17 protein-coding genes and 1 pseudogene (1 of these 18 running past the window's edge) are annotated in these 16,859 nt (G+C 40.9%); 14 read left to right on the forward strand and 4 right to left on the reverse strand.

What is annotated here, in order from left to right; all coding sequences use genetic code 11:
• The coding region annotated (locus ADH31_RS09090; protein WP_049510308.1) for an SIALI-17 repeat-containing surface protein crosses the window boundary (this coding region is incomplete at its 5' end): on the forward strand, positions 1–429 show 429 of its 963 nt. Its footprint begins 534 nt before the window's first position.
• A gap of 464 nt (positions 430–893) precedes the next feature.
• Here the strand turns inward: ADH31_RS09090 and ADH31_RS09100 are convergent.
• On the reverse strand, positions 894–1,739 hold the full coding sequence (locus tag ADH31_RS09100; RefSeq protein ID WP_049510312.1) for a MurR/RpiR family transcriptional regulator: 846 nt from the start codon (positions 1,737–1,739) through the stop codon (positions 894–896).
• Positions 1,740–1,933: 194 nt separating this feature from the next.
• Between ADH31_RS09100 and pbp2b the strand changes: the two genes are divergently transcribed.
• The 8 genes from pbp2b to rpsI all read left to right on the forward strand — a co-directional run bounded on the left by pbp2b (position 1,934) and on the right by rpsI (position 9,667).
• Entirely contained in the window at positions 1,934–3,979 is a 2,046-nt protein-coding gene (pbp2b, locus tag ADH31_RS09105; RefSeq protein ID WP_049510313.1) for a penicillin-binding protein PBP2B, read from the forward strand.
• Positions 3,980–3,989: 10 nt separating this feature from the next.
• Positions 3,990–4,586, forward strand: coding sequence for a recombination mediator RecR (gene recR / locus ADH31_RS09110; protein ID WP_045613513.1), 597 nt, complete (start codon positions 3,990–3,992; stop codon positions 4,584–4,586).
• A 165-nt stretch (positions 4,587–4,751) separates the two neighbouring features.
• Complete coding sequence (locus ADH31_RS09115) at positions 4,752–5,795, forward strand: D-alanine--D-alanine ligase (RefSeq protein WP_049510315.1); 1,044 nt, start codon at positions 4,752–4,754, stop codon at positions 5,793–5,795.
• Positions 5,796–5,848: 53 nt separating this feature from the next.
• Positions 5,849–7,222 (forward strand): UDP-N-acetylmuramoyl-tripeptide--D-alanyl-D-alanine ligase, encoded by a 1,374-nt coding sequence (locus ADH31_RS09120; RefSeq protein ID WP_049510317.1) that lies wholly within the window; start codon positions 5,849–5,851, stop codon positions 7,220–7,222.
• On the forward strand, positions 7,209–7,820 hold the full coding sequence (locus tag ADH31_RS09125; RefSeq protein WP_049510319.1) for an NUDIX hydrolase: 612 nt from the start codon (positions 7,209–7,211) through the stop codon (positions 7,818–7,820). The genes ADH31_RS09120 and ADH31_RS09125 overlap by 14 nt, the downstream gene beginning before the upstream one ends.
• Positions 7,821–7,942: 122 nt before the next feature.
• Positions 7,943–8,650 carry a TIGR02206 family membrane protein gene (locus ADH31_RS09130; protein WP_049510321.1) on the forward strand — a complete coding sequence of 236 codons (708 nt, stop codon included), beginning with the start codon at positions 7,943–7,945 and terminating at the stop codon, positions 8,648–8,650.
• A gap of 159 nt (positions 8,651–8,809) precedes the next feature.
• Positions 8,810–9,256 carry a 50S ribosomal protein L13 gene (gene rplM, locus ADH31_RS09135; RefSeq protein WP_001044622.1) on the forward strand — a complete coding sequence of 149 codons (447 nt, stop codon included), beginning with the start codon at positions 8,810–8,812 and terminating at the stop codon, positions 9,254–9,256.
• Between the two features lie 18 nt (positions 9,257–9,274).
• Positions 9,275–9,667: a 30S ribosomal protein S9 gene (gene rpsI, locus ADH31_RS09140; RefSeq protein ID WP_000075969.1), complete on the forward strand. Its 393-nt coding sequence runs from the start codon at positions 9,275–9,277 to the stop codon at positions 9,665–9,667.
• A 79-nt stretch (positions 9,668–9,746) separates the two neighbouring features.
• On the opposite strand, the pseudogene ADH31_RS10350 reads toward rpsI, so the two are convergent.
• The 3 genes and pseudogenes from ADH31_RS10350 to ADH31_RS09150 all read right to left on the reverse strand — a co-directional run.
• Positions 9,747–10,068: pseudogene (locus ADH31_RS10350) on the reverse strand (transposase); the annotation flags it as partial.
• Between the two features lie 136 nt (positions 10,069–10,204).
• A complete protein-coding gene (gshAB, locus tag ADH31_RS09145; protein ID WP_049510323.1) occupies positions 10,205–12,451 on the reverse strand; it encodes a bifunctional glutamate--cysteine ligase GshA/glutathione synthetase GshB in 2,247 nt (748 codons plus the stop codon).
• A gap of 691 nt (positions 12,452–13,142) precedes the next feature.
• Positions 13,143–13,334, reverse strand: coding sequence for an integrase (locus tag ADH31_RS09150; RefSeq protein ID WP_049510324.1), 192 nt, complete (start codon positions 13,332–13,334; stop codon positions 13,143–13,145).
• A gap of 125 nt (positions 13,335–13,459) precedes the next feature.
• Between ADH31_RS09150 and ADH31_RS09155 the strand changes: the two genes are divergently transcribed.
• From ADH31_RS09155 to ADH31_RS09175, 5 genes are all read left to right on the forward strand, one after another.
• Positions 13,460–13,972 (forward strand): GNAT family N-acetyltransferase, encoded by a 513-nt coding sequence (locus tag ADH31_RS09155; protein WP_049510326.1) that lies wholly within the window; start codon positions 13,460–13,462, stop codon positions 13,970–13,972.
• A gap of 145 nt (positions 13,973–14,117) precedes the next feature.
• Entirely contained in the window at positions 14,118–14,804 is a 687-nt protein-coding gene (locus ADH31_RS09160) for an XRE family transcriptional regulator (protein ID WP_049510329.1), read from the forward strand.
• Between the two features lie 3 nt (positions 14,805–14,807).
• Positions 14,808–16,223 carry a Y-family DNA polymerase gene (locus ADH31_RS09165; protein WP_049510331.1) on the forward strand — a complete coding sequence of 472 codons (1,416 nt, stop codon included), beginning with the start codon at positions 14,808–14,810 and terminating at the stop codon, positions 16,221–16,223.
• Complete coding sequence (locus ADH31_RS09170; RefSeq protein ID WP_000567213.1) at positions 16,220–16,582, forward strand: hypothetical protein; 363 nt, start codon at positions 16,220–16,222, stop codon at positions 16,580–16,582. The genes ADH31_RS09165 and ADH31_RS09170 overlap by 4 nt, the downstream gene beginning before the upstream one ends.
• A complete protein-coding gene (locus ADH31_RS09175) occupies positions 16,575–16,853 on the forward strand; it encodes a DUF5960 family protein (protein WP_000196990.1) in 279 nt (92 codons plus the stop codon). The genes ADH31_RS09170 and ADH31_RS09175 overlap by 8 nt, the downstream gene beginning before the upstream one ends.
• Positions 16,854–16,859: the final 6 nt, after the last annotated feature.

Genomic DNA, 16,859 nt, shown 5'->3' on the forward strand with positions numbered 1-16,859 from the left:
GTAAATGGTTTGGAAGCAGCTATCCATGAAGTACCAGAGTTTACCGGTAGTGTGACTGGTTCTGGAGCAGCTATCCATGAAGTACCAGAGTTTACTGGTAGTGTGAATGGCTCTGAAGTAGCTGTCCACAGAGTTCCAAACTTTGAAGGAGGAGTTCCTGGTGGAGTCGCAGCTATCCATGAAGTACCAGGATTTACTGGTGGTGTAAATGGTTCTGAAGCAACTGTTCAGGAGATTGCCGAACACAAGGAAGAACAGTCGCGTGTAGCTCAGGCTATGTCACTAGATAAGACTTATCAAGCACCTGCAAATCGTCAAAATATTCTCCCTGAAACAGGCGCTAAAGAAACGGCTACTCTCGCAAGCTTGGGAGCTGTAGGAGCACTTCTTGGTCTAGCTGCAATGGGAAAGAAAAAAGAAGACGAATAGAATCTGTCAAACTCAAGAAATACTATTGAGGAAGTATAGATTTTGTGGAAATTATTGCAGAATATTAAAGAAACTGCTGTAATAACTGTCCAAACTTTAGAGATTGAAACCAATAACTAATCTCAATTATAAAAAGCGAACAAAATGAGTTTTCTGAGAGTCAGAATTCCGTCTTGTTCGCTTTTTTATATCAAGAATCAGGTGTAGAGTTCTATGTGTATAAGTCATCAGTTATAGGACTTGAGCAAACTAATACTCAATGAAAATCAAAGAGCAAACTAGGAAGCTAGCCGTAGGTTGCTCAAAGCATAGCTTTGAGGTTGTAGATAAGACTGACGAAGTCAGTCACATATATAATCCAAGGTGAAGCTGACGTGGTTTGAAGAGACTTTCGAAGAGTATAAAAACCAGCGACTTTAATCGCTGGTTGCCTATATGATTATTCGCTTGAAAGGGATGAGGGCTTATCTAGACCTTCTATGTCTACGATAGCCATTTAGTTTTTTATTTTCCCAATAACTGTTAAAGATTTTTTCTTTACTTTCACGATCAATTTCTAGGAAATAAGCATAGAGTAGATCGATTAAGATCAACATAGGAAGTTGGGCAGAAATGCGTTGGATATAGGAAGCCTGACTCTGGCTTGCTACCAATACAGTTTCTGTGAATTCCTGAGTTTCCTTGCTAGGCGTACTAGTAAAAAGAACAGTTCTAGCCCCCATGTCTTTAGCGTCTAGTAGACTGTCAATGATGGATGGAGTTGTTCCTGAAAGGGAGAAACCAAAGACCAAACATTTTTCATCGATGATACTAGTTGTCCAGGCGAAACCATCTGGATCTGTTAAAGCTTCACAAACGACTCCAAGTCTCATGAAACGCAATTTCATCTCACGCGCAACTAGGCCAGAACTTCCAGTCCCAAAAAAATAGACGCGTTCTGATTGATCAATCATTTGGGCAATACGCTCCAGTTGGTCATCATCAATCAATTCTTGTGTCATTTCTCGGATATTTGTATAGCTTCTCAAGACTCTTTGTGTCAAAGGATTCATATCTTGTTGAGGAACGGAAAGGGTATCCTTTTGTTGTTGGTATTTGAAAATAAATTCCCGATAACCCGTAAAGCCACATTTTTTGGCAAAGCGAGTGAGAGCGGCCTGAGAAATATGAAGTTTTTGAGTGACCTGCTGAGAAGACAAGTCATCATGAATGGTATCTGCCTGCAAAAAATAGCGGGCAATCTCTTGCTCTAAATCGGTCATTTCTTCAAAGTGAAGATCAATAATCGTAGAGATGTCTTGCTTGTTCATGGGACTCCTTTGTAGCTATTTGTCAAATTTTATTGATAAAAAATCCAGCAAATACTATAGCGCTTACTTCTATTATACCATAGATGCTTTGTTTTTTGGATAAAAAGGAAAAGTCTTTTCTTTTTCCATAATTTTCTCATCAAATTATGGTACAATGAAGAGTGAGATTTTGATTAGAAACGAGACTGATTTGTATGAGAAAATTCAATAGCCATTCGATACCGACTCGGCTTAATTTATTGTTTGCAATCGTTATTTTGCTCTTCATGACCATCATTGGTCGCTTGCTCTATATGCAATTCGTAAATAAGGATTTCTATGAAGCCAAGTTAGCGTCTGCTAGCCAAACTAGGGTAACAACGGGTTCTGCTCGTGGAGAAATCTATGACGCGGCTGGAAAACCTTTGGTAGAGAATACGGTTAAACAAGTAGTTGCTTTCACAAGAAGCAATAAGATGACAGCGACTGATTTAAAGGATATTTCTACTAAACTATTAACTTATGTGACGGTATCCTCTCCAGATTTGACAGAACGTCAAATTGCTGACTATTATCTAGCTGATCCAGCAGTTTATAAAAAAACGGTAGAGGCCCTACCCAAAGATAAGCGTTTTGATTCTGATGGTAATCAACTTTCCGAATCTGAACTCTATAACAATGCTGTTGAGAGTGTTAGCTCTAGCCAAACTAATTATACAGAGGATGAAAAGAAGGCTATTTATCTCTTTAGTCAGCTCAATGCAGTTGGAAATTTTGCAACAGGCAATATCCAAACAGATCCTTTAAGTGATACTCAAGTCGCTCTAATCGCCTCTGCATCTAAAGAGTTGCCTGGGATTAGCATCTCTACCTCGTGGGATCGCAAGGTCCTTGAAACCTCTCTTGCTTCTATAGTGGGAAGTGTTTCAAGTGAAAAGTCAGGTCTTCCAGCTGAGGAAGTAGATGCCTATCTAAAAAAAGGTTATTCTCTCAATGACCGTGTTGGAACCTCTTACCTTGAGAAACAATATGAGGAAGTCCTACAAGGGAAACGGACCGTCAAGGAAATCCATTTGGACAAGCATGGAGACATGGAGAGCGTAGAGAATATAGAAGAAGGTAGCAAGGGAAAAAACATCAAATTAACCATTGATTTGGCCTTCCAAGATAGCGTAGACAGCCTCTTAAAGAGTTATTTTAATTCTGAACTTGCAAATGGTGGTGCTAAATACTCAGAAGGTGTTTATGCAGTAGCCCTTAATCCTAAGACAGGTGCTGTATTGGCAATGTCAGGAATTAAACACAATCTAGAAACAGGAGACTTGACACCAGACTCACTAGGAACAGTGACCAATGTTTTTGTACCAGGGTCTGTCGTTAAGGCGGCAACCATCAGTTCTGGTTGGGAAAATGGAGTCTTGTCAGGCAACCAAACCTTGACAGACCAACCAATCGTCTTCCAAGGTTCTGCCCCTATCAATTCCTGGTATACCCCTTATTATTACGGTTCCTTTCCGGTTACAGCCGTTGAGGCTCTAGAATATTCATCTAATGCCTACATGGTTCAAACTGCGCTAGGAATGATGGGTCAGACCTATCAACCAAATATGACAGTCAAAACCAACCAACTTGAGTCTGCCATGGGAAAACTACGCGCGACTTTTAGTGAGTATGGTTTGGGTGCTTCTACAGGTATTGACTTGCCCGAGGAATCAACAGGATTTATCCCCCAAAAATTTGACTTGGCTAATTATTTAACTAATGCTTTTGGCCAGTTTGATAACTACACACCGATGCAATTAGCCCAGTACGTTGCAACTATTGCTAACAATGGTGTTCGTCTAGCTCCACATATTGTCGAGGGAATATACGACAACAATGATAAGGGTGGCCTTGGGGAATTAATCCAAGCAATAGATACCAAGGAAATCAACAAGGTCAATATTTCTGAATCAGATATGGCAATCTTGCACCAAGGATTTTACCAAGTATCGCATGGAACTAGTCCCCTTACGACAGGACGGGCGTTTTCAGATGGCGCCACTGTTTCTATCAGTGGTAAGACCGGTACAGCTGAAAGCTATGTAGCTGGTGGTCAAGAAGCTAATAATACCAATGCCGTGGCCTATGCTCCAACAGAAAATCCTCAAATTGCAGTTGCAGTAGTCTTTCCTCATAATACCAATTTAACCAAAAATGTTGGGCCAGCAATTGCTCGCGACATTATCAATTTATATAACCAACACCATCCAATGAATTAGAAAGGAAGCCATGCTTTATCCAACACCTATTGCTAAGTTGATTGACAGTTATTCCAAACTTCCTGGTATTGGGATTAAGACAGCAACCCGTCTAGCCTTTTATACTATTGGAATGCCGGATGATGACGTCAACGAATTTGCTAAAAATCTCCTTTCAGCTAAAAGAGAGTTGACCTATTGTTCTATCTGTGGACGTTTAACCGATGAAGATCCCTGTTCTATCTGCACAGATCCAAGTCGGGACCAAACAACTATCCTCGTCCTAGAGGATAGTCGAGATGTAGCTGCTATGGAAAATATCCAGGAATACCACGGACTTTACCATGTTTTACATGGCCTCATTTCCCCTATGAATGGAATTAGCCCAGATGACATCAACCTCAAAAGTCTCATGACTCGCCTCATGGATAGCGAAGTTTCAGAGGTTATCGTGGCCACCAATGCAACAGCAGATGGTGAGGCGACTTCCATGTATATCTCTCGGCTTCTCAAACCCGCGGGGATTAAGGTTACTCGTCTAGCACGAGGTCTAGCAGTAGGAGCAGATATCGAATATGCGGACGAAGTAACGCTCCTAAGAGCCATTGAAAATCGTACAGAACTTTAGTCTGTAAGGATATAGAACAGGCAATTAGTTAGCAGATAAGACTTTAAGAAATCAAGAGACTAGATTTATTTTTAATCCAGTCTCTTTTGTGCTATTCAAGTTTAAAAAAATAAACAAATGTGATATACTAAAAAGCGAGTATTCTAGTAGAAATAGGACAATCATATGAAACAAACAATTATTCTATTATATGGTGGGCGCAGTGCAGAGCGTGAAGTGTCTGTATTGTCAGCTGAGAGTGTCATGCGTGCGGTTAACTATGACCGTTTTGAAGTCCAAACTTTCTTTATCAGCCAGTCTGGTGATTTCATCAAAACCCAAGAATTTACCCAAACTCCTGGCCAAGATGAACGTCTCATGACCAATGAAACGATTGATTGGGACAAGAAAATTGCTCCAAGTGCCATCTACGAAGAAGGCGCAGTTGTTTTTCCAGTTCTTCATGGACCTATGGGAGAAGACGGTTCCGTTCAAGGTTTCCTAGAAGTCTTGAAAATGCCTTATGTCGGTTGCAACATCTTGTCTTCAAGCCTGGCTATGGACAAAATCACGACTAAACGTGTCTTGGAATCTGCTGGGATTGCCCAAGTCCCTTACGTAGCCATTGTTGAAGGGGACGACTTAGCTTCTAAGATCGCAGAAGTTGAAGAAAAATTAAGGTATCCAGTCTTTACCAAACCATCCAATATGGGTTCTAGTGTCGGTATTTCTAAGTCTGAAACTAAAGAAGAACTCCATCAAGCTCTAGAGCTTGCCTTCAAGTACGATAGTCGTGTCTTGGTAGAACAAGGAGTTAACGCGCGTGAAATCGAAGTTGGCCTCTTAGGAAACTACGATGCTAAGAGCACGCTTCCTGGTGAAGTTGTCAAAGACGTAGCCTTCTATGACTATGAAGCCAAATATATCGATAACAAGATTACCATGGATATCCCAGCCAAGATTAGTGAGGATGTAGTAGCAGTCATGCGTAAAAATGCAGAAGCTGCCTTCCGTGCGATTGGTGGACTTGGCTTATCACGTTGCGACTTCTTCTATACAGATAAGGGAGAAGTTTTCCTAAATGAGCTTAACACCATGCCAGGATTTACCCAATGGTCTATGTATCCTTTGCTTTGGGACAATATGGGGATTAGCTATCCAGAACTAATTGAGCGTTTGGTGGACCTTGCTAAAGAAAGTTTTAATAAACGTGAAGCGCACCTATTGTAAAGATAGCTATAAGGGCGGGGAAGGACTCCTTGCCCCTTTTTAAAGGAGTAAATATGAAACTTACGATTCACGAAGTTGCGCGTGTCGTCGGTGCAAAAAATGATGTGACTAGCTATGTGGATAGCCCACTGGTCAAGGCAGAATTTGATAGCCGATTGATTTCTGAGGGGGATTTGTTTATTCCACTCAAGGGAGCGCGTGATGGTCATGACTTTATCGAGACAGCTTTTGAAAATGGCGCTGCTCTAACTTTATCAGAAAAGGAAGTAGCAAACCATCCTTATCTTTTGGTAGAAGATGTCTTGACTGCCTTTCAAGCTCTTGCAGCCTATTACCTTCAAAAGATTGGTGTCGATGTCTTTGCTGTCACAGGTTCAAATGGGAAGACTACTACCAAAGATATGTTAGCCCATTTGCTTTCTACAAGCTACAAAACCTACAAAACGCAAGGAAACTACAACAATGAGATTGGCCTTCCCTACACGGTTCTCCATATGTCAGATGATACCGAAAAACTGGTCTTGGAAATGGGACAGGATCATCTAGGAGATATCCATCTTTTGTCTGAATTGGCTCATCCAAAAACAGCAATTGTGACCTTGGTTGGAGAAGCTCATTTGGCTTTCTTTAAGGACCGTTCTGAAATTGCAAAAGGGAAATTACAAATCGCTGATGGGATGGAAAAGGGTTCCTTACTTTTGGCACCGGCTGATCCCATTGTAGAGGATTATCTACCTGCTGAGCAAAAAGTGGTTCGTTTTGGTCCAGGTGCAGAACTCGAAATTACAGAATTGATTGAGCGTAAGGATAGTTTAACCTTCAAGGCTAATTTCTTGGAGCAAGCCCTTGATTTGCCAGTAACTGGTAAGTATAATGCGACCAATGCCATGATTGCATCTTATGTAGCTCTTCAAGAAGGAGTGACTGAGGAGCAAATCCATCAAGCCTTCCAAAATCTTGAATTGACCCGCAATCGTACTGAGTGGAAAAAAGCTGCCAATGGAGCAGATATCCTGTCAGATGTTTACAATGCTAATCCAACAGCTATGAAGTTGATTTTAGAAACTTTCTCTGCTATCCCAGCTAATGAAGGTGGCAAAAAAATAGCAGTTCTGGCGGATATGAAAGAACTTGGAGACCAGTCTGTTCAACTCCATAATCAAATGATTTTGAGCCTGTCACCTGATGTACTTGATACCGTTATTTTCTACGGTGAAGACATTGCGGAATTGGCTCAACTAGCCAGTCAAATGTTCCCAATTGGTCATGTTTATTACTTTAAGAAAACAGCTGAGGAAGACCAGTTTGAAGCCATGGTCAAACAAGTCAAGGAAAGTCTTGGAGCTAAAGACCAGATTCTGCTTAAAGGTTCGAACTCTATGAATCTAGCTAAGCTAGTAGAAAGTTTAGAAAATGAGCGCAACTGATTTTGCCAAGGCTATACAGAGAATGTTGGCCATCACTGATACTGGGTTGACCTATTCAAAGGATCCTTTTGACCGTGAACGTTATGAGGATTTACGTCAGATTTTATCGAACGTATTGCAGGAGACCACGGATATTAATCAAGAGGAATTGACTGCGATCTTAAAACCAACAGCTAGCTATGCAACTCCCCTGATGGATGTGAGGGCTTGGATTGTTCAAGACCAGAAGATTTGCCTGGTTAGAGGACAAGGAGAGGATACTTGGGCTTTGCCAGGAGGATTTGGTGAAGTTGGCTATTCTCCTAAGGAGAATATTCGGAAAGAAATCCAGGAAGAAACAGGATTTTTTGCAGAAGTAGGTTCTTTATTGGCAGTTTTTGATACCAATCGCTTTCAAATGCAGAGTAAGCAGTATGCCAAGTTTGTATTTGATTGTCGACTATTGGATGGGGACTTTCAAGAAAATCAAGAAGTTGCTGAATTAGGATTTTTCGACATTTCGGCTCTCCCTCCCTTATCTGAAAAAAGAATAACTAAGGAACAAATGGATATTCTATGGCAGGTTTATCAGGGTGAGCGGAAACAATATGTTGATTAGAAGCTTTGTTTTATCTTAAGGCCACTAGCTTCTTTGGAACACAAAAATATTAGAAATAAATATAAGCTAGGCTCTATAAAAATCAGTAAGAGATTGGCTTATATGAAAATGAGGAAAGTTACATGAATTTTTGGGATGCTTTATTTAGCACGCAGCCGACGGAGCCACCCCAATTTGACCTTCTTTGGTATGGAAGTCTATTTACCTTATTAGCATTGACTGTATTTCTTGCCTACCGTTATGGTGAGAAAAAAGTCTGTCAACGATTTTTCCAGATTTTACAGGCGGTACAGCTAATCCTGCTCTACGGATGGTATTTGGTTAATCAGATGCCTTTAACAGAAAGTCTACCCTTTTATCATTGCCGTTTGGCTATGTTTGTAGTGCTTTTGACTCCGGGTGTCTCTAGAGTCAAACAGTATTTTGCTGTATTGGGAACCTTTGGAACTTTGGCAGCTTTTATTTATCCAGTGCCAGATCCCTATCCCTTCCCCCACATTGCCATCCTGTCCTTTATTTTCGGACACTTAGCTCTCCTTGGAAATTCCTTGATTTATCTCCTGAAGGACTACGATGCTAGTTTACTGGATTTCAAACGAATCCTAATTATCACGTCTTCGCTCAATGCCTTGATTTTCGTGGTTAATTTAGTAACAGGTGGAGATTATGGATTTTTGACAAGACCACCATTGGTTGGAGACCACGGTCGTTTGATCAATTATCTAGTGGTAACGCTATTCTTGACTTGCGCTATTTACTTAGTCTCTAAAATTTTTCAGACAATCCTTCAGGAGCAGGCAGAAAAAAGGTTGAGAATCTGGCAGAAATAAAAAAATATTTTTCCAATCTCTTGACTTTTATCTGAGAATTTTGATACAATAGTAGACGGTATTGTTTACCCCATTTGTAAGGCCCCGGAACCTTTCAAATAACTTGCGGACCGGAACATCCGCCCTGTAAACAAAAACGATATTCATATAGGAGAAATCATGAACAAAACTACATTCATGGCTAAACCAGGCCAAGTAGAACGCAAATGGTACGTTGTTGACGCAACTGATGTACCTCTTGGACGCCTTTCAGCAGTTGTTGCTAGCGTACTTCGCGGAAAAAACAAACCAACATTCACACCACACACTGATACAGGTGACTTCGTAATCGTTATCAATGCTGAAAAAGTTAAATTGACTGGTAAAAAAGCATCTGATAAGATCTACTACACTCACTCAAACCACCCAGGTGGATTGAAATCAATCTCTGCTGGTGAACTTCGTTCTAAAAATGCAGTTCGTTTGATCGAGAAATCAGTTAAAGGTATGCTTCCACACAATACTCTTGGTCGCGCTCAAGGTATGAAATTGAAAGTATTCGTTGGAGCTGAGCACACTCACGCTGCACAACAACCAGAAGTTCTTGATATTTCAGGACTTATCTAAGGAAAGGAACAATAAAGTATGTCACAAGCACAATATGCAGGTACTGGACGTCGTAAAAACGCTGTTGCACGCGTTCGCCTTGTTCCAGGAACTGGTAAAATCACTGTTAACAAAAAAGATGTTGAAGAGTACATCCCACACGCTGACCTTCGTCTTGTCATCAACCAACCATTCGCAGTTACTTCAACTGTAGGTTCATACGACGTTTTCGTTAACGTTGTAGGTGGTGGATACGCTGGTCAAGCAGGAGCTATCCGTCACGGTATCGCTCGTGCCCTTCTTCAAGTAGACCCAGACTTCCGCGATTCATTGAAACGCGCAGGACTTCTTACACGTGACTCACGTAAAGTTGAACGTAAGAAACCAGGCTTGAAAAAGGCCCGTAAAGCGTCACAATTTAGTAAACGTTAAAACTTATTTACATTTATTAAAAGCATTTCGTATCAAAAATACGAGATGCTTTTTTCTAGCTTAATTTTACAAATTGGATTTTGAAGGACACCATGGACCTATTTTCAAGTTGATAACGACTAGAAATTTGTTCTGGAGACCATGAAGATTGTAATCGCTCTTTAATTTCCTACTTCAATTCACAGGAGTCTAACTCGATTTTCTTCCCTTCTGCTTCGCCAATTGTTCATTGTGTGTTTGTGCTGCTTGTGCAGAGTAAGTGTCATTACCACACTTAATTCTCTTGAGAAGGTTGATTTGTGAACGCCTAATTTTCTAGCTATTTGGCAGGGTTTGAGACCTAATTCTAGGTAAGTCTCTATCTTAATTCGCTCAATTATGGTAATATGATGGTAGCTTATAGATTTCTCCCGTGTTCTGTTTAGTGTGGTTACTTACAGTTTACACGAGATTGGGCTCTATGAGTTTTTTGTTGCACTATATTTTACCATTTATCAAATATAAAAAAGTAAGCTCAGAAAATCTCTGAGCTTATTCTCATATCTCTCCAAACAACTTCCGTAAAATTTTCGGTGTGATACGTTGTCCTGGCCCTACGTAAGTATAGGCGTGCAGGTACATGGCAGGATTGAAGTTGAGTTCGATACAGGTGCAATTTGGTAGCTCCTTACTAGCAGGCTTGGTGTAGTCTGGGATAATCAAATCGACTCCACAGGCCCAAGCCCCCATAGCAGTCGCCATATCGGCAGCTAGTTGTTTGTAACTCTCGCCCATCTGGTCAGTCATGTCAATGGAGTCGCCTCCAGTTGAGATATTAGAATTACCACGCAGAAAGGTTTGTCTACCTTTAGGCAAGACTGTATCAGGTGTGTAACCCTGCTGTTCCAACATGAGTAATTCAATATCACCCAGATTGATGATTTCAAGAGGTGAGCGATGGTCGCGACCACGCAGAGGGTCTTGGTTTTTCTTTTCGACTAATTCTCGGATGCTTGAGCTTCCGTCGCCTACGACATTGGCCGCGACGCGGAGCAGGACAGCCTCGCATTTTCCATCCAAGATAAAGAAACGGTACTCGGTCCCTGCCACAAACTCCTCGACTAGCACATGGCTATCTTCCGAAAAGGCGATGTCTAGGGCTTTTTCATAGCCAGAAAGGCTTGTTGGCTCTTGGAAGATGGAAATGCCCAGACCGAAGTTGGTGGATTTGGGTTTGACAACAATAGCAGAGTTGGCTATTTGTCCGTAGTACCGCAAGGCATCGTCCTTGTTAGCAAATTCTGCTCCCGCAGGTACTGGAAAACCAGCCTTGTCCAAAATCTTTTTGGTCACAACCTTATTAGCCATGGCCAGTGGAATTACGTAGTTATCTTTGGATGTCATGTTGCCATTTTTGATGTACTCCACATGGTCACCATGCCAGAGTTTGAGAAATTGGTCTTCCTCATCTAAAATTTCTACGTTCAAGCCCAGCTGAATGGCGTCAAAGAGAATCATTTGGGTGGAGAGTTCCATGTTTTCATAGCCTTTGAGGGCATAAGGTGCTGTCCAAGCATAGTCATGAAAGGCTTGTCCTTGTTGTTGGCCAAATTTTTCAAGGGACCCTTCTTCAACCTGCTCTGCTATTTTTCCAGAAAGGGTCAAACGTGGATCAAGAAGAGAGGCCTCCACCTTAGTGATAAGCTGGCTATAATAGTCATCCAGTCCAAAGTGAGCGACGATGTCCTTCATGGCTGTCACGATAGGTTTAGGGTCAGCCTCTTTAGGAAGTGGTGTGTGGGGATGGCTGAGAGCGATTTGGTTGTTGAGAGTAGCAGCTACTGCCAATTCTTCGTCGACTTGCTCCATGTCGTCTAGCCACAAGAGTGCGAGTGCAAAGAGGTGGGTGGTGTCTAGTGTTTCTTGGCTGATTGCCAGTGGCTCAAAGGGGTTGAGGTCAAAGTTGCGGAACTCTAGATAGGAGATGCCCTTAGTCAAAAAGTCCCGGCTAGTCTTAGCACCGCGTAAACGGATGGCAGAGTAAAATTCTTTTTCAGAGGACAGTTGCCCAGTTCCAACAGCGTTTTCGATGTCGGTCACGTATTGCTCCAGTGAAGAGAAGGAAATGTGAACATCGGGGGCATTGACATAGCCGTAGTTGGAGTTACGAATCGACCGCACGCAACCAATTTCATCTGTCAAAAACCCTTTTTCTGCTAGCGGGCTTGCTCCGTAAAGGTAGGTCAAGAGCCAGCGATAACACAAGAAGTTCTGAGCTAACTTGAGATAGAGGGCATTCTTGAAGGTCAGTAAATCGTCATAGTCACTGACTTCAAAGAGCTGCTGGGTCAGATCTTTGCCGAGTTCAAAATTATAGTGAATTCCAGATATGGACTGGAGCAATTTGCCGTAGCGTTCTGCCAAACCAACTCGGTATTGATACTCGTAGTCACTTTCCAACTGGGCAATCTGAATCTCTTCTTCTACAATCACAGGTGGCATGGATAAAGGCCAAAGATATTCTGACTTATCCATTGAGCGAATAGCCACATCGGTGATGGCCCCGAGGAAGCGACGAGCTTCCGTGGTCGACTGTGCTACCGGTGTAATGAGCTCTAGTTGAGGTTCGCTATAATCTGTCTGGATATAGGGATGGAAACTGCGAGAACCCAATTTTTCAGGGTGTGGCGTTTGAGCGACACGGCCTTCAGTATTGATTCGTAGAGATTCGCGCTCCAGACCAAAGGTAGCTTGTAAGATGGGAGTATTTGGGGATAATTTTTGAAATACGTTTGATAGGTTCATGATTTGGCCTCGAAATAATTAGTTTCTCTATTATTTTATCAGTTTGTTAAATAAACTCAACTTTCTGCTACGGAGATGGAGAAGGAAATGCTCGGACGAATTGACTATTTACTTGCATTAAATATAAGCAAAAGCATTAGTAGAAGTATTGAAACTACACCTAATAGTTTTTTCCCCACACTCAATCTCTCATTTCTGTCTTTTTTTCGTAGACAGTTATAAAGTCGATCAGAATAAACCTTGTAAGTGTATAAGTTAATTCTTACAGACCTAAACTATTCCCCTATTTAAAAAATAATGATTCATATTTTATGAAATTAATTAGTAGATATAGTTCTGAAAAGCCGTTATATTACGCTGTTTTTAGTCCAACTGAAATCCATATTTTCCAAACCAGGTCTTAAGAAAGCTCGTAAAGCATCACAATTTAGTAAACGTTCTTCGAGAGAATTACAATACTTACAAAGAGCACCTTTCGAGGTGTTCTTTTTTGTACTTTCTTACTAAATTGGTGCAATTGACACAGTTGTTGCGACTTTAGTCGCTTACAAATGTGGCTGCAATCTGACAAAGTCAGTTGCCTCAAAACGTTAATCAACACGATTATGTCAACGTTTACAGACATTCAAGAATATACTCTTGGATGTCTTTTTTGTTTCAAAAAATCAAAGTTCACTCCAAATTAACCCCATCAATTTTTTAAACTACGAAACGCAATATCACCTACAGTTTGATTGACTTTATCTTTGGTATTAACGTAAGTTTTTGTAATTTCTTTATCACTATGAGTAAGAGCTTCTGAAATAGCCTCAAGAGAAATACCTGCTTGTTTAGCAAGATGTTGGAGTTTATGAGGACCTTGCTGGATATTATTTTTCTTCATAGTATGTTGTGTTATAATGTAGATACGATATGAAAAAATTAAGATAGCTCTGTAAATTCTGTAAATGTCACTTTGTGTGAACATGAGTAAATTTGAGTTTAGAGAATGATAGGAGATGGTTTACAATGATAAGGTTAGAGTTGATGTCTGAAGAAAATAGTATAGATATTTATTCTTTTGAAAAAGAAAATCGGGAGTATTTTGAGCGAAGTTTACCTCCTAGACCAGCTCACTATTTTGACTTAGAAGGTTTTAAAGAAATTACAAGGGAATTGTTAAGGGAACAAGAGAGCCATGATGTCTACATGCATCTTATTAGAGATGCACAAGGCATTATGGTCGGAAGAATCAATTTAAGTATTTTAGGGAAGGATAGAAAAACAGCAGAACTTGGATATAGGATTGGAGAAAATGTTACTAATTTAGGATATGCAAGCGAAGCAGTTAAACTCGTTTTAGAAAAGGCCTTTACTACTTATGGTTTACATAAGATTATCGCAGGGACAGCAACGGACAATCTGGCTTCTCAGAGAGTGCTTTTAAAAAATGGTTTCACCTTTAGTAAAAACATAGAAAATGACTTTCAAATGCATAACGAGTGGATTCATACGGCAGTATTTGAGATAAGGAATCTATAGCATTATCATTACCAGTCGTTTGCCAAAACTCAACATTCCCAGTAGACATTTGTCTACTTTTTTTATATAATAAAACTAAACCAAAACGGTTGAGTTTTAAAAATAGAGTCAACCTACGTTGAAACATCACACTAGGAGGGAAGTCATGTACCAACCAGAAAAACTCAAGATTCGGAGAAAAGAGTTAAAGCTAACACAGAAGGAAATTGCAGAGCAGCTTGACATTAGTTTTCAGGCTTATTCGGCTTGGGAACGTGGTGTCAAGGAGCCTTCTAAAGAGAAGGTTTCACAACTAGAAGAGATTTTAAAAGTACCAAAAGGTTATTTCACCCAAATTGAGATTGTTCGTATCTATAATAGCCTCTCTAGCCAAGGGAAAGAAAAGGTGGTAGTCTATGCTCGCAACCTGGTTCAAGAAGAACAAGCTAAGAAGGTGGTAACCATGCCAGAAAAACTTTTCGAGTATCATGTCTACGAACGCATGTCGGCTGGTATCGGAGCTTCGGTTTATGATGATCGGAATTTTGATACGGTTTACTTTAATGAGGAACTAGCTCACGATTTTGCTTCCTGGGTGTCTGGAGATTCCATGGAACCCAAATATCAAAATGGTTCCGTGGCTCTGATTCGAGAGACAGGATTTGATTATGATGGTGCTGTCTATGCAGTGGTTTGCAACAACCAGACCTATATCAAACGGGTCTATCGAGAGGCAGAAGGTTTACGTCTGGTCTCAATCAATCCTAAATACAAGGATATTTTTATCTCCTATGAGGAAGATCCGCGGATTGTAGGCATTATCGTGGGTAATTTTGTACCGATGGAGGGATAGGCTATGGGCTACTTTGATTATTCCAGAGAGCCCAAAAGTGATATTGCCTTTATCGATATGAAGTCCTTTTATGCCAGTGTTGAGTGTGTGGAAAGAGGGCTTCATCCTCTTAAAACTTCCCTTTGTGTTATGAGTCGGGCGGATAATTCTGTTGGGCTTATTCTTGCCTCCTCGCCTATGTTTAAAAAGGTCTTTGGAAAAGCAAATGTAGGCCGTGCTCATGACCTGCCTTTTGATATCAAGACGCGCAAATTTTCCTACTACAATGCTAAGAAACAAGGCCTACCTACGGGTTCAGCTTATGTGAAATTTATCGAGGATTGGGCTCGGGTGAGCGTCATTGTCCCTCCTCGGATGGACAAGTATATCGCAGTTAATATGGAAATCCAACGAATCTTTCAGAACTATGGCAGTCCAGATGATATTTATCCTTATTCAATTGATGAAGGCTTTATTGATCTAACCAGTTCGCTCAATTATTTTGTCCCAGATCAGCAGATTTCTCGTAAAGATAAGCTGGACATGCTTTCGGCTCGTATCCAGAGAGATATCTGGCGGCAGACCGGGATTTACTCGACAGTCGGCATGTCTAACGCTAATCCTCTGCTTGCTAAGTTGGCCTTGGATAATGAAGCCAAGCACACACCGACTATGCGAGCCAATTGGTCTTACCAAGATGTGGAGGATAAGGTCTGGTCCATTCCAAAGATGACCGACTTTTGGGGGATTGGGCATCGGATGGAGAAGCGCTTAAATAGCTTGGAAATCTATTCGATTAAGGAATTAGCCAATAGCAATCCTGATGTCCTGAAGAAGGAGCTTGGCCAAGCTGGACTACGCTTGTGGTTTCATGCCAATGGAATAGATGAGAGTAATGTTCATAAGCCTTATAAGCCAAAATCTCACGGCTTAGGCAATTCGCAAATTTTACCGAGAGACTATGTCAAGCAGCGAGATATCGAAGTTATCTTCCGAGAGATGGCTGAGCAGGTGGCTATCAGGCTTCGACGGGCCAGAAAGAAGACGACAGTTGTGTCTATTCATCTTGGATTTTCTAAGCAGGAACAAAAACGCTCCATCCATACCCAGATGAAGGTTGAGCCGACCAATAATACCAGTCTTTTAGTCAGTTATGTACTGAAATTATTCCATAGCAAATATACTTCTGGAGCTGTCAGGAGTGTAGCCGTTAGTTATTCAGGATTGATGGACGAGTCCTTTTCTTTAATTTCCCTTTTTGATGATGTTGACAAGCTAGAAAAAGAAGAAAGGCTCCAGACTGCCATTGATTCCATTCGAGAACAATTCGGCTTTACTTCCCTTTTGAAGGCAACTGCCTTAGAGGATGCATCGAGAAGTATTGCCAGAAGTAAGCTGATCGGAGGGCACTCTGCTGGAGGATTAGATGGACTAAAATGATTGATCGCTCTTATTTGCCCTTCCAATCCGCGAGGGATTATCAAGATCCAGGCATGCAGAAGTGGATGGGCTTTTTTCTATCGGAGCATACGAGTTCACTCAGTGCAGAAAAAAATCGTGTCGATTTATCAACAGATTTGAATCCAGTTGAGAAATTGTTGCTGCTTTCCCAGCTCTACGTTGGACGACAAAAAGGCTCTTTTGTTGTCAAGGAGAAAAATCATAAAGGCACGATATTGGGTGAAGTAAGAGCATTATCCCCCGAAGAAATCTCTGTTAGAACGGATGAAGGCTATCGATTAATAAGGGTAGATGATATTCTCACAATCCAACTTTGTCAGGAGGAAGTTGATGACTAGAAAAGAGTTATATGAAAACAAATTGCAGATGGATTACTTCTCAGATGACTACATTCGTTTTGAGGAAGATTTCCAAAAATACTCTGCCATGAATGTACCCTTGACTTTCTTGATTGATGATATTCTGCGAACCATGGCTATCAACCAAAAGGACTACTTTGTCTTGAACAAGGAAAATGCCAAGGACGGCAGAGATCATTATTATTATTTTGAGATAGATTATCGCGTAGGATGTAGAAGTTTTCACTATAAAAAGCATGTGAATAGATAATTTGAA

It is taken from the genome of Streptococcus pseudopneumoniae (assembly GCF_001072375.1).
In the GTDB taxonomy this organism is placed as follows: domain Bacteria; phylum Bacillota; class Bacilli; order Lactobacillales; family Streptococcaceae; genus Streptococcus; species Streptococcus pseudopneumoniae_L.